The sequence below is a fragment of the Micropruina sp. genome (assembly GCF_047607385.1).
Classification (GTDB): Bacteria; Actinomycetota; Actinomycetes; order Propionibacteriales; family Propionibacteriaceae; genus Micropruina.
In genome coordinates this window covers 17,593-39,048 of the sequence record NZ_JASGDE010000057.1, presented here as the reverse complement: position 1 = coordinate 39,048, position 21,456 = coordinate 17,593, and the positions used below count along the sequence as shown (strand labels likewise).

The window sequence follows — 21,456 nt, the reverse complement described above, 5'->3', positions numbered from 1 at the left end:
TCGAGACCTCTACGGGTGTCGACAGGCTCGACCAGCGATGGGTGGGCCGCGCAGGACCAAGGCCCCTCGGGCTTCGACGAACTCGCCCAGCGATCGCTCGCCGATAGAACCCGGCGTCCGCGGCAGGCCCTAGACTCACCAGCGCCCCGGCCCGCCGACCACCGAATGTGAGTTGCCCGATGTCCCTCGACGTGAACGCCCTGCGTGCCCGCTTTCCCTCGCTGACAACGGGCGTCGCGCACTTCGACGGACCGGGCGGGACGCAGACGCCGATCGAGGTGGGCGAGGCCATCGCCCGCACGATCACCGGACCGCTGTCCAACCGGGAGACGATCACGCTGGCCGAGCGGAACGCCGATTCCGCCGTCGCGGAGTTCCGGACGGCGTTCGCGGACCTGCTCGGCTCACAGCCCGGCGGCATCGTGCACGGCCGCAGCGCCACCCAGCTCACCTACGACTTCTCCCGGGCGCTGGCCAAGACCTGGCGTCCCGGCGACCAGATCGTGGTCTCCCAGCTCGACCACGACTGCAACGTCCGGCCCTGGGTGCAGGCCGCCGAACACGCCGGCATCGACGTCCGCTGGCTGCGGCTCGACCCGGCCAGCGCCGAACTCGACCTATCCGACCTGGACGAGGTGGTCAACGACCGCACCCGGTTGGTCGCCGTCGCCGCGGCGTCCAACCTGCTCGGGACGAAGCCGCCGGTGGCCACCATCGCGGCTCGGGCTCATGCCGTCGGAGCCCTGGTCTACGTGGACGGCGTGCACTACGCCGCGCACACCGCGATCGACCGGAGGGCGCTGGGGGCGGACTTCTTCGTCTGCTCGCCGTACAAATTCTTCGGACCGCACTGCGGGGTGCTGGCCGCCGATCCGGAACTGCTGGACGGCATCCATCCGGACAAGCTGGCACCGTCCACCGACGCGGTCCCGGAGCGCTTCGAACTGGGCACCCTGCCCTACGAGATCCTGGCCGGCGCCACCGCGGCGGTCGACTTCATCGCCGGTCTCGCGTCCGAGGGCGGCAGCCGCCGGGAACGGATCGTCGCCGCCAATGAACTCGTCGACCAGCACGAGCTCCGGCTGCGGCGCCGGATCGAGGACGGCCTGGCCGGCTTCGGCGAGCGGGTGAGGCTGCACTCCCGGGCGCAGGACCGGACGCCGACCCTGTTCGTCACCTTCGCCGACCGGGACCCGGCGGACGCCTACCGCTTCCTCGCCGCGCGCGACATCGCTGCCCCGGCGGGCACTTTCTACGCCTACGAGCCGGCCCGGGCGCTCGGTGTGACCAGCGGGCTGCGGGTCGGTCTGGCCCCGTACAACACCGACGCCGAGATCGATCGGCTGTTGGACGGACTGGACGCCTTCCTCCGCTGATCCAGGCGTCGTCTCGCTGGTTGAGCTTGTCGAAACCGTTGTCAGAGCGGTCTCGGCAAGCTCGACCAGCGAATGATCGGCACTGCCTGATCCAGTGAGGACGGTTCTCGAGAACCGTCCCCGAACCGTTCAGGAACCGTCCCCGAAAGGGTCCTCAGCCGCCCGCGGAACGTTGCACCGCCGCGCACTCGCCCGCCGAGCCTCTAGAGTCGAGCACCGTGACCGCACTGACTTTGTTCCCCGCCGTCGACATCCAGAACGGCCAGGCCGTCCAGCTCACCCAGGGGGTGGCCGGCTCCGAGAAGGTGTTCGGCGACCCGCTGGCCGCCGCGCTGCGCTGGCAGGACGCGGGCGCCGAATGGCTGCACCTGGTCGACCTGGACGCTGCCTTCGGACGTGGGTCGAACGCGGACCTGATCGCTTCGATCATCGCCGAGCTGAGCCTGAAGGTCGAGCTGTCCGGCGGCCTGCGTGACGACGCCAGCCTGGAACGGGCGCTGGCCACCGGCTGTCGGCGGATCAACATCGGCACCGCCGCTCTGGAGAACCCGGAGTGGTGCGAGCGGGTGATCGCCGAGCACGGCGACCGGATCGGCATCGCCATCGACGTGAAGGGATCCCGGCTCGCCGCCCGCGGCTGGGTCCGTGAGGGCGGGGACTGGGCCGAGGCCGTCGACCGGCTGTCGGCGGCCGGCTGCTCGGCGTTCGTGGTGACCGACGTGAACTCCGACGGCATGCTCACCGGCCCCAACCTCGACCTGCTGCGCGCGGTCTGCGCGCGCACCGACGCCGAGGTGATCGCCTCCGGCGGCATCGCCCGGCTGGACGATCTGGTCGCGCTGCGCGGACTGGTCCCGGCCGGTGTTACCGGCGCGATCATCGGCACCGCGCTCTACGTCGGCAACTTCACCCTTCAGGATGCACTGGCTGTTGCCGGTGGATGAGCCCGACTAGATTTGGGGCAAGGAGGCGACGATGCCCATACCGGCCAAGAGCCATGGCTGCACGTGGCACTGGCTGTCCCAGCAGGATCTCCCCGAGATCGCCGGCCTGATCGCGGCCGAGGAACATTTCGGCGACGCCACCCACCACCACGACCTGCCGGCTCTGGAGGCGGCGGTGGCCCGGGGCGTCGTCCGCGAGACGTCCACCGGCGTGGTGCTGCGCAAGCCCAGCGGCACGCTGATCGCCTACGCCTGGATCCGGTTGCCGGACGCCGGCGAGGCGGCCAATCGGTTGCGGCTGCACGGCGGCTGCCACCCGGCGTGGCGGGACGAGGGCGTCCAGGAGACCATGCTGCGCTGGCAGATCGAACGTGCCGAGGAATGGCAGCTGGAGCAGGACGAGCCCGAACCGGTCGAGCTGTCGATGCTGATCTCCGGCGGCAACCTGTTCCTGGCCGAGACGCTGTCCGACTGCGGTTTCCGGCCGCAGCGCTGGTACCACGCCATGCGCCGCAACCTCGCCGACCGGCTGCCGGACGGCCGCGGTCCGCTCGAGGTCGGGATGGAGCCGTTCGGGGCGTACTGGAGCGAGCCGGTGCGACAGCTCTATAACGAGACGGTGAGCCATCCCGAGGATCGGCTGGAACCGGACGCCTGGGAGTGGGGCCTGGCCAGCGCCGGCATCCGGGACTACTGGTCGTGGGTCGCCGTGGTCGGCGGCGAGCCGGTCGGCTGGGTTTTGAACGCCGAGACCAGCCTGGCCGGGGAACTCGCCGGCTGGACCGAGTATCTGGGTGCTCGGCCGCAATGGCGCAACCGCGGCCTGTACCGGACGCTGCTGGCCCGCAGCCACGACTCCTTCGTCGAGGCCGGCCTGGCCACCGCCGGGATCGGCATCGAAACCGACTCCGACCAGGGCGCGCGGCCCTACGCGGAGCTCGGGTACACCAGCGTCGACTCGATGGTCTGGTACGTGCACCAGCTCGGGCTGGATACAATCGGGGCCGCGCACACGGACGAGCAGCAGATGGGACGTACATGAGCGGGCACTCCAAATGGGCCACCACCAAGCACAAGAAGGCAGCGATCGACGCCAAGCGAGGCAAGCTCTTCGCGAACCTGATCAAGAAGATCGAGGTGGCGGCGCGCGTCGGCGGCGGTGATCCCGGCGGAAACCCGACCCTGTACGACGCCATCCAGAAGGCGAAGAAGAACTCGGTCCCCAACGACAACATCGATCGCGCCGTCAAGCGTGGCTCCGGCGTCGGCGGCGAGGCGGTCGACTACACCGAGATCATGTACGAGGCCTACGGCCCGGGCGGCGTGGCGATCCTGATCGAATGCCTGACCGACAACCGGAACCGTTCGGCGTCCGACGTAAAGGTGGCGGTGACCCGCAACGGCGGCACCATGGCCGACGTCGGCTCGGTGTCGCGGATCTTCGACCGCAAGGGCATCGTCGAGGTGGCCAAGACCCAGGGCGGGCGGCAGCTCGACGAGGACGACCTGCTCGAGGCCACCCTGGACGCCGACCCCGAGGACGTCTCGGACGAGGGCGAGACCTTCAAGGTGATCTCCGACCCGAGCGCCGTGGTCGAGGTGCGCAAGGCCGTCCAGGACGCCGGCTACGACTACGAGTCGGCCGAGGTCCAGTTCGTCCCGCAGTACACCCAGGCGATCGACGCCAAGGAGTCCGCCGAGAAGCTGTTCAAGCTGCTCGACGCGATCGAGGACGTCGACGACGTGCAGACCGTGTACTCCAACGAGGACGTCCCCGAGGCGGTGCTCGCCGAGCTGGAGTGACCAGCCGTCGCAGGGGATCGCGCTCGGCGAAAGCCAGGATCTTGTGCCCGAGGCGGTGCCCGCCGAGTGGGAGTGACTGATCGTCGCAGGGGATCGCGCTCGGCGAACGCTGGGATCTTGTGCCCCGATGCGGTGCTCGCCGAGTTGGAGTGTCCAGTCGTCGCAGGGATCGCGCTCGGCGAACGCTGGGATCTTGTGCCCCGATGCGGTGCTCGCCGAGTTGGAGTGTCCTGTCGTCGCAGGGGATCGCGCTCGGCGGACGCTGGGATCTTGTGCCCCGATGCGGTCGCCGAGTTGGAGTGACCAGCCGTCCCGGTCACCTGGGCGTCCCGTCAGCCCGCGTCCCGTGCTCATCTCGGGATCTCGGCGCCCGCAATCAGGTGGCACGCCCGGGGACGGTTCTTTGTTCACCGTTGGGCGAGCTTGTCGAGCCCCGCTCCACAATCTGGCAGCGGCGATCTCGACATCGCCGTCCGGTGGAGGGAAACCTGCCCGATTTCGCGTCACGACACTAAATCGGCGAGGTTTGCCTCCATCCGTGAGCGATGTCGAGATGGCCGGCCCCGTAAGGCCGCGGGCATCCAGGTGGTGGTGGAGATTTCCCTCCACCGGACGGCGATGTCGAGATGGCTGGCCCGGTAAGGCCGGGCATCCAGGTGGTGTCGGCGAGGTTTCCCTCCACCGGACGGCGATGTCGAGATCGCCGGCACCGCGGATACGGGCGGTGGCGTCGCGGTAGTGCCCGCCACGTAGGGCCCGCCAATGGCAAGGACCAGCGGCACGCCCGCCCGGTTACCTGGCCGGGCGTCCGACGTCCACTAGTATCCGAACATCTGTTCGGCTGACCGGGAGTTCATCGGCATGCGTGTTCTGGGCGTCGACCCGGGCCTGACCCGCTGTGGCGTGGGCGTGGTGGACGGTGTGGTGGGCCGCACCCCGACGCTGGTCGAGGCCGGGGTGATCCGCACCCCGTCGGACGCCGACCTGGCGCTGCGGCTGCTGGCCATCGAGGCCGGCTTGGAGGAGTGGATCGGACGGCACCGTCCCGACGTGGTCGCGGTCGAGCGGGTGTTCAGCCAGCACAACACGATGACGGTGATCGGCACCGCCCAGGCCGCCGGCGTGGCGCTGCTGGTCGCGGCGCGTCACCGGCTGCCGGTGCGGCAGCACACCCCGAGCGAGGTGAAGGCGGCGATCACCGGTTCCGGACGCGCCGACAAGGCCCAGATCGGGGCCATGGTGACCCGGGTGCTGCGGCTGGCCGAGGCGCCGAAGCCGGCCGACGCCGCGGACGCGGTGGCACTCGCGGTCTGTCAGCTGTGGCGCGGGGCCGGGCAGGCTCGGCTCGCCGCCGCGGTGGAGGCCGAGCGCCGTCAGCAGCACGGGAGCCGTCAGCAACACAGGAGAGGTGCATGATCGCCCAACTCAGCGGGACCGTGATCGCCGCCGGCGCCACCTGGGTGGTGCTCGATCTGAACGGCTTCGGCGTCCGTACCCTGTGCACGCCGGCGACGGCGTCCGCGGTGCGCGTCGGGCAGCCCGCCACGCTGGCCACTTCGCTGGTGGTGCGCGAGGATTCGCTCACCCTCTACGGCTTCGCCGACGCCGACGAGCGGGACTGCTTCGAGCTCGTCCAGTCGGCCAGCGGGATCGGTCCCAAGATCGCCCAGGCCGTGGTCTCGGTGCTCAGCCCGGATGCCCTGCGCGCCGCGATCGCCGCCGAGAACATCAGCGCACTGACCAAGGTGCCCGGCATCGGCGTCAAGGGTGCCCAGCGGCTGGTGATCGAGTTGAAGGACAAGATCAACATCCTGGCCGCGGTCACCGACCCGGCCACCGCGGCGGCGTCCGTGCCCGCGCAGTGGCGCGACCAGGTCAAGGGCGGCCTGGAGGGCCTGGGCTGGTCGTCCCGGGACGCCGACAAGGCCTGCGACACCGTCGCCCACCTGGTCGACGACGATCCGGCCACCCCGGTCGCGGTGCTGATGCGGGCCGCGCTCCGTAGCCTGGCCAAGTGAGGGCCGGCCAAGTGAGCGAGATGAGCGGACGGGGCGCGACGACGTGAGCCATGAGACCGACGAGGTGATGGATCCGCACGTCCACGACGGCGAGGCGTTGGCGGAATCGGCGCTGCGGCCCGGCAGCCTGGCCGAGTTCGCCGGCCAGCCGCGGGTCAGCGACCAGCTGGGGCTGGTGCTGGACGCCGCCCGGCACCGCGGTTCGGTGCCCGACCACGTGCTGCTGTCCGGCCCGCCCGGGCTGGGCAAGACCACGTTGGCGATGATCATCGCCGCCGAGGTCGGCTCGCCGATCCGGATCTCCTCGGGCCCCGCCATCCAGCACGCCGGTGACCTGGCCGCGATCCTGTCCGGACTGACCGAGGGGGAGGTCTTCTTCCTCGACGAGATTCACCGCATGTCGCGGCCCGCCGAAGAGATGCTCTACCTGGCCATGGAGGATTTCCGGGTCGACGTGGTGGTCGGCAAGGGCCCCGGGGCGACCGCGATCCCGCTGGAGATTCCGCCGTTCACCCTGGTCGGCGCCACCACCCGGGCCGGCCTGCTGCCCGGACCGCTGCGCGACCGGTTCGGCTTCACCGCCCAGCTCGACTTCTACGACACCGAGGCGCTGCGCTCGATCGTCCGTCGCTCGGCGGGCCTGCTCGGCATCGCCCTGGAGCGCGGCACGGACGAGGTGATCGCCTCCCGCTCCCGGGGCACGCCGCGGATCGCGAACCGGCTGCTGCGCCGCGTCCGGGACTATGCGCAGGTGCGGGCCGACGGACGGCTGACCACCGCCGTGGCCAAGGCCGCCCTGGAGCTGTACGAGGTGGACGAGCTGGGCCTGGACCGGCTGGACCGCTCGGTGCTGTCGGCGTTGTGCGAACGCTTTGGCGGTGGTCCGGTCGGGTTGTCCACGCTGGCCATGGCGGTGGGGGAGGAGCGCGAGACCGTCGAGGAGGTCGCCGAGCCGTTCCTCGTCCGGCAAGGATTCTTGATGCGGACGCCGCGCGGACGGGTGGCCACCGGTCGGGGTTGGGCGCATCTCGGCCTGGCCATGCCGAACGCTGCCGAGCCCGAGCTGTTCGGCACCGACGGCTGACGTCGAACGGCAGCCCTTCCCCGCCCACGCCGAGACTCGACCTCGACGCCGGCCGGGCCGCACCGCCACCTGACTGCCTTCGTGGCCCGTCGCTGCCCGCGCGCAGGCAGCGACGTGTCAGGCAGGCAGCGACGGTGTTGAGCCGGGGAGCCAGGAGCCGGCGAGCGGAGCCGGAGACGCGGGTGCTGACGCCCTCGGCCGGCCGAAGAAGCCGCGCCCGGCAGGGTGCCCCCGGCTGGTCGGAATCGGGCAATCCGGACGCCTCGGCTAGAGTTGTGCGTCGGTGGCTGCGCCCACCGCCCAGCCATCTAGCGAAAGAAACCACACATGCCTGACCTGAGCACCCTCCTGATGCTTGTGCTGATGGGGGCCGCGTTCTACTTCCTGCTGATTCGTCCGCAGCAGAAGCGGGCCAAGAAACAGCAGGAGATGACCAACTCGCTGGCGTCGGGCACGCGCGTCATGCTGTCGTCCGGGGTGTTCGGCACCATCCGCCACCTGGGCGAGCGGCAGGCCATCATCGAGATCGCGCCCGGCATCGAGATGACCGTGGTGAAGCAGGCCATCGTCAAGACCCTGACTCCCGAGGACGACGAGTTCGAGTACTCCGACGATCAGCCGGCCGCCGCCGACGACGAGCCGCTGGGTTCGCCCTTCGACAGCATCGAGCCGTCCGACTTCGTCGATCCGAAGCCGTCCGAGTCGCGCGCCGCCGACGACGACCCGACCGATCAGTCCAGCTCGCACAAGTGAGCCGCGGGATCATCACGAGCCGTGGCAACGACAAGTAAGCATCACAGCCATCCGCTGCGCACGCTGATCGTCTTCCTGGCGTTCAGCATCGCCCTGGTCGGGCTGATGGCGCTCGGCGGCGCCTGGACGCCCAAGCTGGGCCTGGACCTGCGCGGCGGCACCACGATCACGCTGACCGCCAGCAACACCACCGGCGAGGGATCGGTCGATCCGGCCAGCCTGGAGCTGGCCCGCACGATCATCCAGCAGCGCGTCGACTCGATCGGTGTCGGCGAGACCGAGGTGACCACCTCCGGCGACCGGCAGATCATCGTCAGCGTTCCCAACGTCCAGCAGGACGAACTGGTCCGCATGGTCGGGCAGACCGCGCAGCTCTACTTCCGCCTGGTCTACGCGAAAGAGGCGGTGACGCCCCAGGTTGAGCCGTCGGCCGAACCCAGCCAGGGCACCGGCGACCCGTCGGTCGAGCCCAGTGCGCAGCCGTCGGCGACGCCGAGCGTCAACCGGCGTCCGCTGCCCAACCTGCCGACCCCGGTTCCCAGCCCGCGTCCGACCGCCCCTGGTGCCACGCCGCTGACCACCCAGCAGGTGCTGGACTGGCAGCCCTCCGAGCGCGATCAGAGCGAGTACACCAGCTACCAGTGCGGAGACCCGTTCCCCGACGTCTCCGACCAGCCGCTGATCACCTGCGACCAGGGCGGCACCACCAAGTACCTGCTGTCGCCCACGGTGATCTCCGGACGCGAGTTGACCTCGGCCGCCGCCGGCATCCCGCAGAACCAGGTGAGCTGGGTGGTGAACCTGGAGTTCAACAGCACCGGCGCGACCACCTTCGAGACGGTCACCCAGGCGATCTCCACCAAGACCAGCCCGCAGAACGAGTTCGCCATCGTCCTCGACGGCGACGTGATCAGCAGCCCGTACGTGAGCAAGGCGATTCCGGGTGGCCGGGCGGAGATCTCCGGCTCGTTCAACCAGCAGAGCGCGACGGAGCTGGCCAACGTGCTGAAGTACGGCGCGCTGCCGCTGGCCTTCGACGTGTCCAGCGTCGACAACGTGTCCGCCAAGCTCGGCGGCGAGCAGCTCGAGGCGGGCATCATCGCCGGCATCATCGGCCTCGCGCTGGTGGTCGCCTACAGCGTGCTGTACTACCGCGCGCTGGCGCTCGTGGTGGTGAGCAGCCTGGTGGTCGCCTTCGGCGTCACCTACGCCTTCATCGTGCTGCTCGGCCAGGCGATGGGCTTCGCCCTCAACCTGCCCGGCGTGGCCGGCCTGATCGTGGCCATCGGCGTCACCGCGGACTCGTTCATCATCTACTTCGAACGAATCCGGGACGAGGTGCGCGACGGTCGCACGCTGCGTACCGCGATCGAGGTCGGCTGGGTGCGTTCCCGGCAGACCATCCTGGTCGCCGACGGGGTGTCGCTGCTGTCGGCCATCGTGCTGTTCATCCTGGCCATCGGCGCGGTCAAGGGCTTCGCCTTCACCCTGGGCCTGACCACCCTGATCGACCTCGCGGTGGTGTTCTGGTTCACCAAGCCGCTGGTGTCGGTGCTGGGCCGGACCAAGTACTTCGGCGAGGGACGCAAATTCTCCGGCTTCGAGCCCGAGCATCTGGGTGCCAAGCGCCAGCCGCCGCTGCATCGCCGGCGTCCGGTGAAGGCCGCCGCAACCGCGACCAAGGAGGCGTGATGAGCACCACGACGGACGCCCCGGAAACCCCGGTCGAGCAGCCGAAGGACGGCGGCAAGCCCGCCAAGAAGGCCAGCTTCGCGCATCGGCTGTACACCGGTGAGGTCGAGTACGACTTCGTCGGCAGGCGCAACCGCTGGTACATCGTCTCGGCGGCGCTGCTGGCCATCTCGGTGCTGGCCATCGCGATCCTGGGCCTCAACCTGGGCATCGAGTTCAAGGGCGGCGCCGACTTCACCGCGCCGGTCGCGGTCAAGGCCGACACCACCGACCAGATGCGCACCGCGGTCGAGCAGCTCAAGCTGCCCGACAACGACGACGTCAGCGTCACCACCATCGGCGAGGGCCAGGTGCGGGTGCAGACCCGTTCGCTGAGCGTGGACGAGGTGACCCAGGTCAAGGCGGCCATCGCCAAGGTGGCCGGCGTCGAAGTCGACCAGGTCGGCTACAGCCTGATCGGCGCGTCGTGGGGAACGATGATCACCCAGCAGGGCCTGATCGCGCTGGCCGTCTTCCTGGTGCTGGTGTCGCTGCTGATCTGGGGCTACTTCCGCAACTACAAGATGGCGATCGCCGCCATCGTGGCGTTGCTGCACGACCTGGTGGTCACCGTCGGCATCTACGCCCTGGTCGGCTTCTCGGTGACTCCGGCCACCCTGATCGGCGTGCTGACCATCCTCGGCTACTCGCTGTACGACACGGTGGTGGTGTTCGACAAGGTCCGCGAGAACGTCGCCGATCTGAAGAACAGCCGCACGACCTACTCGGAGGCGGCCAACGCGGCGGTCAACCAGGTGCTGATCCGGTCGATCAACACCACCATCCTGGGTGTCCTTCCGGTGGCGGCGCTCACCGTCACCGGCACCTTCGTGCTGGGCACCGGCCCGCTGAAGGACCTCGGGCTGGCGCTGCTGGTCGGCATGCTGGCCGGTGCCTACTCGTCGATCTTCATCGCCGCCCCGATGCTGGCGCAACTCAAGGAGGCCGAGCCGGAGATGCGCGAGCATCGCGAGCGGCTGGCCCGCCGGGCACAGCGGCATGCCGCCAAGGAGCAGGAAGAGGCGGCAGCGGTCAAGCGCCGGGCCGTGGTGCTGCACGACGGCGACGGCCCGCTGGCCGAGGTGGAGCAGGTGGAGCCGGAGAAGCTCGGCCTGGTCAGTGCCACCGAGTTGAGCCGCCAGCGGCAGCAACCCCATCGCAGCACCCGAGCGAAACGGAAGAAGTGACCGTGACCGGACGCGACGACAAGCAGCTGATCCAGGAACTGATCACGGACATCCCGGACTTCCCGAAGCCGGGGGTGGTCTTCAAGGACATCACCCCGCTGCTGGCGTCGCCGGCCGGGCTGCGGGCGGCGGTCAGCGAGCTGGTCGCCCTGGCCCCGGAACGCATCGACGTGGTGGTCGGGATGGAGGCCCGCGGCTTCATCCTGGCCGCACCGGTCGCCCTGGAGCTGGGCGCCGGCTTCGTTCCCGTCCGCAAGCCGGGCAAGCTGCCCGGCAACCTGTACTCGGAGCAGTTCGCCCTCGAGTACGGCCACGAGACGCTGACCGTGAAGACGGACGCGGTGCTGCCCGGCGCCCGGGTTCTGGTGGTGGACGACGTGCTGGCCACCGGCGGCACCGTGGGTGCCACCGCGGCCCTGGTGCACCGGCTGGGTGCCGACCTGGTGCACGTCGCGGTGCTGATGGAACTGAGCTTCCTGCCCGGACGCGCCAAGCTCGCCGAGCTGGGCATCGGTTACTCCGCCGTCGTCACCGTCTGAACCACAGGGGACGGTTCTCGGTGGTTGGGGACGGTTCTGGTCGGTCCAAATTCGCACCGTTGGGGACGGTTCTTCCGCTCCGGGGCTGGGATCCCCGGCTGGATACCGGCCCGGACGGCTCGGCGGTCCGATGCCCGCCCAGGGTGTTCTGGCAACGTGAAACGTCCGCTCGCGCACGGGTGGGAGCCGGGCAGTATGATGCAAGCCTGCCGAAGGGGAGCCGGGTGAGCGAAAGCGTCCATGGTCCGTACGGGGCAGGCAACGGCCTGCCTGGAGAGCCCCGCGCGCTGACGCGTCCGGCCACCGTGCCCGACCAGCCGCGAATGCGGATGCGGCACGCCCTGGCCCGCCTCGGCGCCCCGAAGAACAGTCAGGCGGCGGTGCTCGATCCGCTGGTCAAGACGCTGCGGGCGAACCATCCGCGGGCCGACATCGCGGTGATCGAACGCGCCTACCGGACGGCCGAGCACTACCACTCCGGCCAGTCCCGCAAGAGCGGCGACCCCTACATCACCCATCCGCTGGCGGTGGCCACCATTCTGGCCGAGCTGGGGATGACCGAGACCACGCTGTGTGCCGCGCTGCTGCACGACACCGTCGAGGACACCTCGTACACGATGGCGCAGCTGACCGCCGACTTCGGCTCCGAGGTGGCCACCATGGTGGACGGGGTGACCAAGCTCGACAAGGTCACCTACGGCGATTCGGCGAAGGCCGAGACGCTGCGCAAGATGGTGCTGGCGATGAGCCGCGACATCCGGGTGCTGGTGATCAAGCTCGCCGACCGGCTGCACAATATGCGCACGCTCGGCTTCCTGCGCCAGGACAAGCAGGCGGTGATCGCCAACGAGACACTGGAGATCTTCGCGCCGCTGGCCCACCGGCTGGGCATGAACGCCATCAAATGGGAGCTGGAAGACCTGGCCTTCGCCACCCTGCACCCGAAGATCTACGACGAGATCGTCCGGATGGTCGCGGCCCGGGCACCGCTGCGGGAGAACTACCTGCGCCAGTTGATCGAGCAGGTGCAGGCCGCGCTAACCGAGGCCAAGATCAAGGCCACCGTGTACGGACGGCCCAAGCACTACTACTCGATCTACCAGAAGATGATCGTGCGCGGCCGCGACTTCTTCGAGATCTACGACCTGGTCGGCCTGCGCATCCTGGTCGATCACCAGCGCGACTGTTACGGCGCGCTGGGCGTGCTGCACGCCCGCTGGAACCCGCTGCCCGGCAGGTTCAAGGACTACATCGCGATGCCGAAGTTCAACCTGTACCAGTCGCTGCACACCACCGTGCTGGGGCCGGACAGCAAGCCGGTGGAGTTCCAGATCCGCACCCACGAGATGCACAAGCAGGCCGAGTACGGCGTGGCCGCGCACTGGAAGTACAAGGCCGGCAAGGGGGCCGGCGCCAACGACCTGGCCTGGGTGCGGCAGATCACCGAATGGCAGCGCGAGACCGAAGACCCGGGGGAGTTCCTGGACACCCTGCGCTTCGAGATCAACACCACCGAGGTCTTCGTCTTCACCCCGAAGGGGGACGTGATCTCGCTGCCCGCCGGCTCCACCCCGGTCGACTTCGCCTACGCGGTGCACACCGAGGTCGGGCATCGCTGCATCGGCGCCCGGGTCAACCAGCGGCTGGTGCCGTTGGAGTACCAGCTGAACAACGGCGACCAGATCGAGGTGCTGCTCTCCAAGTCGCCCAACGCCGGGCCCAGCCGGGACTGGATGAACTTCGTCGCCAGCCCCCGGGCTCGGACCAAGATCCGCCAGTACTTCACCCGGGAGCGTCGCGAGGAGTCCATCGAGCAGGGCAAGGAGGCGTTGGCCAAACAGCTGCGGCGGACCGGCCTGCCGGTGCACCGGCTGCTCTCCGCGGAGCATCTGGCCGCGCTGGCCCGGCACTTCCGGGTGCCGGACGCCAACGCGCTCTACGCGGCGATCGGCGAGGGAACGGTCAGCGCGCAGAACGTCGTGGAGCGGTTGATCGCCGCCGAGGGTGGGGCCGAGGCGGTGGCCGAGGCCAGTGTCGAGGATCATCCGGCGCTGACCACGACAGCGACATCGCGGCGGCGGCGTCCGTCGCGGCGGACCAACGACATCGGCGTCGTCGTCCAGGGCCACTCGGACATGTGGGTCAAGCTGGCCAAATGCTGCATGCCGGTGCCGGGCGACGACATCATCGGCTTCATCACCCGCGAGGAGGGTGTGTCCGTCCATCGCGCCGACTGCACCAATGCCGACAATCTGCGGCAGAAGCCGGACCGGCTGGTCGAGGTGAGCTGGGCGACCCCGTCCGCCGACTCCAGCTTCCTGGTCGCGGTCCACGTCGAGGGCCTGGACCGGGCCGGGATGCTCTCCGACGTCAGCCGGGTGATGACCGAGCACCACTCGAACATCCTGTCCATGTCGGCCACCACCAACAAGGACCGGGTCTTCACCATGCGGTTGCAGTTCGAGACCCCGGACCCGACCCACCTTGCCTCGCTGACCAATGCGTTGAAGCGCATTCCGGGGGTGTACGACGCCCACCGGGTGAAGAGTTGATCGGGCCAGTCGACCGGGCCCGTCGATCGCGGTGGTTGCGCGATCCGGGTCGTTCTGGGTGGCGGACGACGTCGCCCACGAGCGAGGGTGGCGCAACAACCCAATATCGAGTTTGATTCTCATTCCGATTGATTCGGAGAGTTCGCGGTACGGTCGGCGGGATTGGCGATTCGGGGTGAATTCTCCGGTTTCCCTGGCGCGACCTTCTTAGTTCTCCTAAGATCCGGCTAAGCGACAACGATGTCGCCGTTCACCCCAGGAGGCTCTTTATGCCCAAGAAATCGAGCGCGCCCTTGGCGGCTCTGGCCGGACGCGGAAGCGGCGTCCTCGCGGTCGCCGTTGCGGCGCTGCTGGCCTCGTCGATGTCCGGACCGGCAGCGACCCAAGCCCAGCAGCAATCCCCGAAAGCGGCCCCGGAACAAGCTTCGGCACAGGCCGCGACACAGCAGATCGTGGCCGCCAATAGTTCCGGAAAGGGCCAACGGGCGCGGAATGTCATCTTCATTCAGGGCGACGGTATGGGCATCGCCCACCGCGAACTGATGCGTCTGGCACTCAAGGGCCAGAACGGTCAGCTGACCATGAACAAGATGGAGTACACCGGCCTGGTGCACACCGACTCCGCCGACAAGAAGGAGGCGGTCACCGACTCCGCGGCCGCGGCGACCGCGTACTCGACCGGCGTGCGCAGCTACAACGGCGCGATCGGCGTCGACAGTGACGGCAAGCCGGTCACCAACCTGCTGGAGCGGGCTCGGGCCGCCGGCAAGTCGACCGGCGTGGTCACCACCTCGCAGGTGACGGACGCCTCGCCGGGCGCGTTCTCGGCACACGTGGCGAACCGTTCCGACCAGAGTGAAATCGCCCGGCAGATCATCGAACAGACCAAGGTGGACGTCGTCCTGGGTGGCGGCGAGGACTGGTGGTACCCAGCCGGAAATCCCGGCGCGTGGCCCGATAATCCGCCCACCGATCCCACCGAGCAGAGCAAGGGAACCAAGGGCAATCTGGTCGATCGGGCCCAGCAGCTCGGCTACAAGTACGTGCGCAATGAGGCGGAACTGAAGAAGGTGAAGCGCGGCAAGGTGCTCGGGCTGTTCGCCAACGAAGAGATGTTCGAATACCACAATGAGGGTGAGGGTGATCTCTACGACCCGTCGGTCCGGCTGCCGGTGATGACCAAGAAGGCCATTGACCTGCTCTCCCGCGACCGCGACGGCTTCTTCCTCTTCGTCGAGGAGGAGGGTATTGACGAAATGGCTCATCACGGCAATGCCACGCTGATGGTCAAGGCCGGCGCCGAGCTGGACCGCACCGTCAAGATCGCGCTGGACTTCGCCGCCCGGACGCCCGGCACCCTGGTCCTCGTGGTCGGCGACCACGAGACCGGCGGCCTGGCGATCGAGAACGTCGACCCCAATGACGAGAACGGCACCGGCGACCAGGCCGAGGACACCATCCCGATCGCCAACTCGGACCTGAAGATGGTGGCCGACTGGACCACCGGCGGTCACACCGGCGCGGCCACCCCGGTCACCGCGTCGGGGCCGGGCGCCTACCGGCTCAGCGGCTTCATCAAGAACACCGACGTGCACGACGCGGTGCTGAAGGCCATGGGCTTCAGACGCTGACCCTCCCGCGGTCGGCCCGGTTCCACCTCGGTGGGCCGGGCCGATCGGCGTCCGAGCGGAATCGGTGTCGTCTCCGGCCAGCGGGCGGAGACGCCAGGCCCTAGCCGGCCAGATAGACCCAGGCCGGCGTCCCGGAACCCAGGGTGACCGCGGTACGGACGTAGTCGTCCACCTCGTAGGCGTCGGCCTGGGCCAGCTCGTGGTCGTCGAGTTCCAGGTAGGCGCCGTCGACGACGTCGGCGGGCGAGCCGGGGCGCAGGATCGGGTGTCGATCCGATCCGCTGGTCGCGATCACCGCGGGGTCGGTGATCGTCAGCCAGTCGATCCGGTAGCCGGGCAGGGTGTCGGCCACCGTGCGAACCGGACGCCCGAACAGCGCGGTCTGGACGTTCTCCTGCCGCAGCGTGCCGTAGGAGAAGACGCGATGGGTCACGGGCTCAGCGGGAGAAGTCGGCCAGCGTCTCGCGGGCCTGGTCGAGCCAGGTCTGGTACGTGGCGATCGAGTCCCGCGCCTTGTCGGCGGCCTTCGCGTCGCCCCGGGCCTCGGCCTTGACGATCTTCTCGTTCAGCTTGTCGATCTCGTTGCTGAGCATCGCCACGGTCTCCTCGGCGCGGGAGCGGGCCTCGGGATCGGTGCGCTTCCACTCGGCGTCCTCGGCCTCGCGGATCGCCGACTCCAGGGCCCGGACGCGGTTGTCCAGCCCGCGGATCGACTCCCGCGGCACCTTGCCGAGCGCGTTGTAGGCGTCCAGGAAGGTGCGGAAGGCGGCCCGCGCGGTGGCGGTGTCGGCGACCGGGACGATCTCGGCCTCGGCCTTGCCGAGCAGCGCCTCCTTGGCCTCCAGGTTGGCCCGGAACTCGGCGTCCTGCTCCGACAAGGTGGCCTGCCGGGCGTTGAAGAACTGATCCTGCAGGCCGCGGAACTCCGCCCACAGCGCGTCGTCGATCTCGCGCGGCGCGGCGCCGGCGGCCTTCCAGCGGGCCATCAGGTCACGGAAGGCGCCGGAGGTCGGACCCCAGTCGGTGGAGTCGGCCAAGGTGCGGGCCTCGGCGATGATCTGCTCCTTGATCCGGCGGGCTCCGTCGCGCCGCTCGGCCTGCTCCGCGAACTGCGCCTTGCGGCGCCGGGTGTAGGTGGTCCGGGCGGTCGAGAACCGATGCCACAGCGCGTCGTCGGTGGCCCGGTCGATCCGGGGCAGCGCCTTCCACTCGTCCAGCAGGCTGCGGAACCGGTTGACCCCGCCGCGCCAGTCGTTGCCCTGGGCGAGCCGCTCGGCCTCGGCCACCATCCCCTCCTTGGTGGCCTTGGTCTGCTCTGCCTGCCGGGCGCGCTCGGCCTTGCGGGCCTCGTTGGCCTGCGCCAGCACCGGTGCCAGCGCCTCCAACCGGACCAGCAGGGCGTCCAGGTCGCCGACCGCATTGGCGCCGGTGACGTTCGAGCGCACCGTGGCGATGCTGCCGCGCGCCTCGTCGGGCGACAGGGCGCCGGACGCGATCCGGCGCTCCAACAGGCTCACCTCGAGTTCGAGTGCCTCGAACCGCCGGGTGTAGAAGGCGAGTGCCTCCGCCGCGGGCACGTCCGGGATCTGTCCGACGCTGCGCTCTCCCTCGGCGGTGCGGACGTAGACCGTCCCGTCGGAGTCGACGCGACCGAAGTCGGCCGGGCTGCTAGAAGTCATGGGGACATCTTGCCGTATGCCTGCCCGGTTTGTGATCGCGCCCGCCCGGGGTGCCGCGGCTCGTCGGTCATTGCGCCGCCGCCGGCCGATCTGCCGCTGTCCCGGGCGTCGTGGTTCCTTGCCCCCGCACGCGCCCGAGCACCTTCTTTCTCGGTCGACATGGCTCCGCCCCAGCGTCGTGCGTCGGCGGCATTCAGGCACGCACGGGAACGACGCCCAACTCGACCGTCCTCGCCGCGGAACCTCTAAGCTGTCGGGGTGTTCTTGGCGTCCTTTCCCGCCGGCCCCTGGCAGGCGAACTGCTATCTGGCCGCGACGGCGGAGGGCGGCGAGTGCGTCATCGTCGATCCGGGCGTGGACGCCTTCGATGGCGTCCGGTCCGCAGTGGTCGAGCACGGACTCACCCCGGTCGGCGTGCTGCTCACCCACGGGCACATCGACCACGTCGCCTCGGCGACCCGGGTGGCGGACGAGTGGGGGGTTCCGGCCTGGATCCATGCCGCCGATCGGGAGCTGCTCACCGACCCGGTGGCCGGCCTCGGCCGGTCCAGCGCCGGGCTGCTCGCCCAGGTGCTGGGCGACGTCCAGCTCCGCGAGCCCGATGACCTGCGTCTCTTCGAGACCGGTCTGGACGTCGCCGGGCTGACCTTCGAGGTGCTGCACGCCCCCGGCCACCGGCCCGGCTGCGTGATGCTGTCCACCCGGCTGACCGGTCACGATCAGCTGGACGCCGTGGTGTTCTCTGGCGACGTGCTGTTCGCCGGGTCCATCGGACGGACCGATCTGCCCGGCGGCGACCATGCCGTCATGCTGGACACCCTGCGCGTCGCGGTGCTCGATCTGCCCGACACCGCCGCGATCCTGCCCGGACACGGGCAACAGACCGTGATGGCCCGGGAGCGGGCCACCAACCCGTACCTGCAAGCCAACTATCTAGGTGGTGCCCGCACCCGATGAGTCGTCCCAAGCCGTTGAGCGGTTTTCCCGAGTTCCTGCCCGCCCAGCGGATCGTCGAGCAGCGCGTCCTGGCGTCCCTCGCCGAGACCTTCGAGCTGCACGGCTTCGGCTCGATCGAGACCCGGGCGCTGGAGCCGATGGCGCAGCTGGCTCGCAAGGGCGAGATCGACAAGGAGATCTACGTCGTGCGCCGGCTGCAGGCCGAACGCCACGGCGGGGGAGCCGAGGCCGACGAGCTCGGGCTGCACTTCGACCTGACCGTGCCGTTCGCCCGCTACGTGCTGGAGCACTCCGGGCACCTCACCTTCCCGTTCCGGCGCTACCAGATCCAGAAGGTGTGGCGCGGTGAGCGTCCCCAGGAGGGCCGCTACCGCGAGTTCCTGCAGGCCGACATCGACGTGGTCGGCCAGGCCACCCTGGCCGCGCACCACGACGTCGAGGTGGCCCGGGTGATCCTGGACGCGCTGGAGCGGCTGCACACCGACTTCGGCGTCCCGCCGGTGCTGATGCGGGTGAACAACCGCCGGCTCGCCGAGGGCTTCTACCGCGGCCTCGGTATCGACGACCACCTCGCCGTGCTGCAGCGGGTCGACAAGCTGGACAAGATTGGCCCGGACGCGGTGGCTGAGCTGCTCACCGGCGAACTCGGGCTCAGTGCCGAGGTGGCGGCGACCTGCCTGGAACTGGCCACCATCTCCGCCCCGGACGACTCGTTCGTCGAGCGGGTCCGGGCGCTCGGCGTGCGCAACGACCTGCTGGACGAGGGGCTGGAGCAGCTCGCCGCGGTGGTGCGCGCCGGCGCCGCGGCCGCCCCCGGACGCATCGTCGCCGACCTGAAGATCGCCCGCGGCCTGGACTACTACACCGGCACCGTCTACGAGACCGAGCTGAGCGGCTACGAGCACCTCGGATCGGTCTGCTCCGGCGGCCGCTACGACTCGCTGGCCTCCGACGGCCGCACCACCTACCCCGGCGTCGGGCTGTCCATCGGCGTCACTCGGATCCTGGTCCCGCTGCTCGCCAAGGGCGCGCTGACGGCGTCCCGGACGGTGCCGACCTGCGTGCTGGTCGCGGTCGACTCCGAGGAGACCCGGGGTGAGGCGGACGCCATCGCGGCCCGGCTGCGGGCCCGCGGCATTGCCACCGAGGTGGCGCCCAAGGCGGACCGGTTCGGCAAGCAGATCCGCTACGCCGACCGCCGCGGCATCCCGTTCGTCTGGTTCGCCAGCGGCGAGGTGAAGGACATCCGCTCCGGTGAGCAGACGGCGGCCGACCCGGACCAGTGGCAACCGCCCGCCGACGACCTCACACCGAAGGTGAGTGCCCGATGAGAACCCTGCCCGTCCCGCCGCTGAGCGGCACCTTGGAGCGTTACCGGGCCGCGGTCGGTCCACTGCTGACCGACGCCGACCGGGACGCCACCGCGGCCCGGGTCGAAGCGTTCGCCGAGAACGACGGCCCCGCGCTGCAGGCCGAACTGGAGGCGTTCGCCGCCGCGGAGGACGCGGCCGGGCGGAGCTGGCTCTCCGAGGCCTGGCTGGACGGCTACCTGACCAGCCGGGGTCCGATCACGCTGACCAGCAACGTCGGCTTCCTGCTCAACTGGCCGGGCTCGGCCACCGGGATCGAGCGTGCCGCCGACCTGGTGCATCGGATGGCGGCCGTCCATCTCGGCTGGCTGCGTGGCGAACTTCCGCCGGAGAGCACCCCGCGCGGCGACGAGCTCGACCCGCAGCAACTCCGCTACCTGGCCGGTGGGCTGCGGCATCCCCGCCCGGGGGCCGACGAGTTCATCGAGGGTCCGGGGCAGGCCGCGGATCGCGAGATCGTGGTGTTCCGCGGCGGAGCACCCTTCGTCCTGCGGATCAGCGACGGCGCGGGACAGCCGCTGAGCGTCCCGGCGATCGCTGCCGGCCTGACCGGTCTGCTCGGACGGGCCGGCGCGGACAGTGCCGGCTTCACCCGTCCGTCCTACGCCGGCAGCGAGCCGGCCGCGGCCCTGCTCGACCGGCTGCTGGCCGACGAGGCGAACGCCGCCGGCTACGACCGGTTGACCCGGGCCCTGTTCGCGGTCAACCTCGCCGACGACGGGCTCGACGCCGACGGCTACCTGCAGCGGGCCACCTTCGGGCTGGGCCGCACCTGGGTGTACAAGCCGGCCACTTACGACATCGATCTGGCTACCGGGCTCGCCTCGGTGCAGATGGAACACACCGTGGTGGACGGCGCGACCCTGAAGCGGGTCGTCGCGCTGGCCCAGCAGGTCGTCCCCGACCTGAACCCCGGTGCCGCACCGGAGGCCGAGCCGCTGCACTGGCGGTTGGACGACGCCCTGGCGGCCGACATCGACGCAGCGGCCGGGCGGTACGCCGAACAGGCAGCCGACTACCGGGTACGCACGGTCGCCGTGCCGTTGCCGGCACCCGGGCGGCCCTCGTTCAAGCTGAGCCTGGACGGCGTCCAGCAGTGGGTGATGTTGTTCGCCCAGCTCGCCTATCACGGCGGTGCGCCGCGCGGCACCTACGAGGCCGTCGACATGCGCGAGTACCAGGCCGGACGGACCGAATGCCTGCGGCCGGTGACCGCCGAGGCGGTGGCGCTCGCCCGCGGGCTGCGGGCCGGCGAGGCCGTCCCCGAGCAGTTGTTTGCCGCGATGGCCGCGCACAAGGGGTGGGTGATCGCCTGCAAGACCGGCAACGGCATCGACCGGCACCTATTCGGGCTGCGGCTGATGGCCGCCCGCAGCGGCCGGACGCCGGAACTGTTCGCCGACCCGGCCTACACCCGGCTGACCACCGACTACCTCTCCACCACTTCGCTGGGCGATCCGCACCAGCTGGTCCGGTTCGCCTTCGCCCCGACCAGCGCGGGGGGCATCGGGATCAGCTACAGCAGCGACGCCGGCGTGCTCGAGTTCTGCCTCAGCTACCGGGCGTCCGAGCACGACGACATCGAGGCCTTCGCACAAGCGCTCACTGAGGGCACCCAGGCCCTGGGGGACCTGATCACCCGCGCGTCGTAGCGGTCGTCGGTCGAGCCCGTTGAGAAGGGCTCGACGGACTCACAGTGGGACGAAAGGAACCGTCCCCGTCGTCCCACGCTCAACCCACAGTGGGACGAAAGGAACCGTCCCCACCGTCCCACCGCTCGACCGAGGTGGCCCGGCGGCGGCGCAACCAGACACAACCGCGAAATGGCCAGC

18 protein-coding genes are annotated in these 21,456 nt (G+C 70.0%); 16 read left to right on the top strand and 2 right to left on the bottom strand.

Features of this window, described 5'->3' with window-relative positions; all coding sequences use genetic code 11:
- Positions 1-179: 179 nt before the first annotated feature.
- The 13 genes from QM582_RS05550 to QM582_RS05490 all read left to right on the top strand — a co-directional run bounded on the left by QM582_RS05550 (position 180) and on the right by QM582_RS05490 (position 15,618).
- The gene (locus QM582_RS05550) at positions 180-1,376 is read left to right on the top strand and encodes a cysteine desulfurase-like protein (protein ID WP_415082489.1); all 1,197 of its coding nucleotides are present in this window, start codon (positions 180-182) and stop codon (positions 1,374-1,376) included.
- 218 nt (positions 1,377-1,594) lie between these two features.
- Complete coding sequence (gene priA / locus QM582_RS05545) at positions 1,595-2,320, top strand: bifunctional 1-(5-phosphoribosyl)-5-((5-phosphoribosylamino)methylideneamino)imidazole-4-carboxamide isomerase/phosphoribosylanthranilate isomerase PriA (RefSeq protein WP_415082487.1); 726 nt, start codon at positions 1,595-1,597, stop codon at positions 2,318-2,320.
- Between the two features lie 31 nt (positions 2,321-2,351).
- On the top strand, positions 2,352-3,362 hold the full coding sequence (locus QM582_RS05540) for a GNAT family N-acetyltransferase (protein ID WP_415082486.1): 1,011 nt from the start codon (positions 2,352-2,354) through the stop codon (positions 3,360-3,362).
- Positions 3,359-4,123, top strand: coding sequence for a YebC/PmpR family DNA-binding transcriptional regulator (locus QM582_RS05535; RefSeq protein WP_415082484.1), 765 nt, complete (start codon positions 3,359-3,361; stop codon positions 4,121-4,123). The genes QM582_RS05540 and QM582_RS05535 overlap by 4 nt, the downstream gene beginning before the upstream one ends.
- 870 nt (positions 4,124-4,993) lie before the next feature.
- Positions 4,994-5,539 (top strand): crossover junction endodeoxyribonuclease RuvC, encoded by a 546-nt coding sequence (gene ruvC / locus QM582_RS05530; RefSeq protein ID WP_415082507.1) that lies wholly within the window; start codon positions 4,994-4,996, stop codon positions 5,537-5,539.
- The gene (gene ruvA, locus QM582_RS05525; RefSeq protein WP_415082483.1) at positions 5,536-6,141 is read left to right on the top strand and encodes a Holliday junction branch migration protein RuvA; all 606 of its coding nucleotides are present in this window, start codon (positions 5,536-5,538) and stop codon (positions 6,139-6,141) included. The genes ruvC and ruvA overlap by 4 nt, the downstream gene beginning before the upstream one ends.
- Positions 6,142-6,208: 67 nt before the next feature.
- A complete protein-coding gene (gene ruvB / locus QM582_RS05520) occupies positions 6,209-7,225 on the top strand; it encodes a Holliday junction branch migration DNA helicase RuvB (RefSeq protein WP_415082505.1) in 1,017 nt (338 codons plus the stop codon).
- Positions 7,226-7,552: 327 nt separating this feature from the next.
- The gene (gene yajC / locus QM582_RS05515) at positions 7,553-7,978 is read left to right on the top strand and encodes a preprotein translocase subunit YajC (RefSeq protein WP_415082481.1); all 426 of its coding nucleotides are present in this window, start codon (positions 7,553-7,555) and stop codon (positions 7,976-7,978) included.
- A gap of 66 nt (positions 7,979-8,044) precedes the next feature.
- Entirely contained in the window at positions 8,045-9,670 is a 1,626-nt protein-coding gene (gene secD, locus QM582_RS05510; RefSeq protein WP_415082503.1) for a protein translocase subunit SecD, read from the top strand.
- Positions 9,670-10,896, top strand: a complete 1,227-nt coding sequence (gene secF / locus QM582_RS05505) for a protein translocase subunit SecF (RefSeq protein WP_415082479.1) — start codon at positions 9,670-9,672, stop codon at positions 10,894-10,896. Before secD ends, secF begins: the two co-directional genes overlap by 1 nt.
- A gap of 2 nt (positions 10,897-10,898) precedes the next feature.
- Positions 10,899-11,435 (top strand): adenine phosphoribosyltransferase, encoded by a 537-nt coding sequence (locus QM582_RS05500; protein WP_415082477.1) that lies wholly within the window; start codon positions 10,899-10,901, stop codon positions 11,433-11,435.
- A 224-nt stretch (positions 11,436-11,659) separates the two neighbouring features.
- A complete protein-coding gene (locus tag QM582_RS05495; protein WP_415082475.1) occupies positions 11,660-13,987 on the top strand; it encodes a RelA/SpoT family protein in 2,328 nt (775 codons plus the stop codon).
- Positions 13,988-14,256: 269 nt separating this feature from the next.
- Complete coding sequence (locus QM582_RS05490) at positions 14,257-15,618, top strand: alkaline phosphatase (RefSeq protein ID WP_415082474.1); 1,362 nt, start codon at positions 14,257-14,259, stop codon at positions 15,616-15,618.
- A 100-nt stretch (positions 15,619-15,718) separates the two neighbouring features.
- Here the strand turns inward: QM582_RS05490 and QM582_RS05485 are convergent, their stop codons facing one another.
- Together QM582_RS05485 and QM582_RS05480 are read right to left on the bottom strand one after the other, a co-directional pair.
- Positions 15,719-16,051, bottom strand: a complete 333-nt coding sequence (locus tag QM582_RS05485; RefSeq protein WP_415082473.1) for a gamma-glutamylcyclotransferase family protein — start codon at positions 16,049-16,051, stop codon at positions 15,719-15,721.
- 4 nt (positions 16,052-16,055) lie between these two features.
- On the bottom strand, positions 16,056-17,297 hold the full coding sequence (locus QM582_RS05480) for a DUF349 domain-containing protein (RefSeq protein WP_415082471.1): 1,242 nt from the start codon (positions 17,295-17,297) through the stop codon (positions 16,056-16,058).
- 258 nt (positions 17,298-17,555) lie between these two features.
- Between QM582_RS05480 and QM582_RS05475 the strand changes: the two genes are divergently transcribed.
- The 3 genes from QM582_RS05475 to QM582_RS05465 are packed head-to-tail and all read left to right on the top strand — an operon-like array spanning position 17,556 to position 21,276.
- Positions 17,556-18,254, top strand: a complete 699-nt coding sequence (locus tag QM582_RS05475) for an MBL fold metallo-hydrolase (protein WP_415082469.1) — start codon at positions 17,556-17,558, stop codon at positions 18,252-18,254.
- The gene (hisS, locus tag QM582_RS05470; protein WP_415082467.1) at positions 18,251-19,585 is read left to right on the top strand and encodes a histidine--tRNA ligase; all 1,335 of its coding nucleotides are present in this window, start codon (positions 18,251-18,253) and stop codon (positions 19,583-19,585) included. The genes QM582_RS05475 and hisS overlap by 4 nt, the downstream gene beginning before the upstream one ends.
- A complete protein-coding gene (locus QM582_RS05465; RefSeq protein WP_415082465.1) occupies positions 19,582-21,276 on the top strand; it encodes a choline/carnitine O-acyltransferase in 1,695 nt (564 codons plus the stop codon). The genes hisS and QM582_RS05465 overlap by 4 nt, the downstream gene beginning before the upstream one ends.
- Positions 21,277-21,456: the final 180 nt, after the last annotated feature.

Excerpts from the sequence above, each read along its gene's own strand:
- QM582_RS05465 (WP_415082465.1), top strand. The coding sequence starts at position 19,582 with ATGAGAACCCTGCCCGTCCCGCCGCTGAGCGGCACCTTGGAGCGTTAC.
- ruvA (WP_415082483.1), top strand. The coding sequence starts at position 5,536 with ATGATCGCCCAACTCAGCGGGACCGTGATCGCCGCCGGCGCCACCTGG.
- QM582_RS05540 (WP_415082486.1), top strand. The coding sequence starts at position 2,352 with ATGCCCATACCGGCCAAGAGCCATGGCTGCACGTGGCACTGGCTGTCC.
- ruvB (WP_415082505.1), top strand. The coding sequence starts at position 6,209 with ATGGATCCGCACGTCCACGACGGCGAGGCGTTGGCGGAATCGGCGCTG.
- QM582_RS05535 (WP_415082484.1), top strand. The coding sequence starts at position 3,359 with ATGAGCGGGCACTCCAAATGGGCCACCACCAAGCACAAGAAGGCAGCG.
- hisS (WP_415082467.1), top strand. The coding sequence starts at position 18,251 with ATGAGTCGTCCCAAGCCGTTGAGCGGTTTTCCCGAGTTCCTGCCCGCC.
- secF (WP_415082479.1), top strand. The coding sequence starts at position 9,670 with ATGAGCACCACGACGGACGCCCCGGAAACCCCGGTCGAGCAGCCGAAG.
- QM582_RS05480 (WP_415082471.1), bottom strand. The coding sequence starts at position 17,297 with ATGACTTCTAGCAGCCCGGCCGACTTCGGTCGCGTCGACTCCGACGGG.
- QM582_RS05490 (WP_415082474.1), top strand. The coding sequence starts at position 14,257 with ATGCCCAAGAAATCGAGCGCGCCCTTGGCGGCTCTGGCCGGACGCGGA.
- QM582_RS05550 (WP_415082489.1), top strand. The coding sequence starts at position 180 with ATGTCCCTCGACGTGAACGCCCTGCGTGCCCGCTTTCCCTCGCTGACA.
- yajC (WP_415082481.1), top strand. The coding sequence starts at position 7,553 with ATGCCTGACCTGAGCACCCTCCTGATGCTTGTGCTGATGGGGGCCGCG.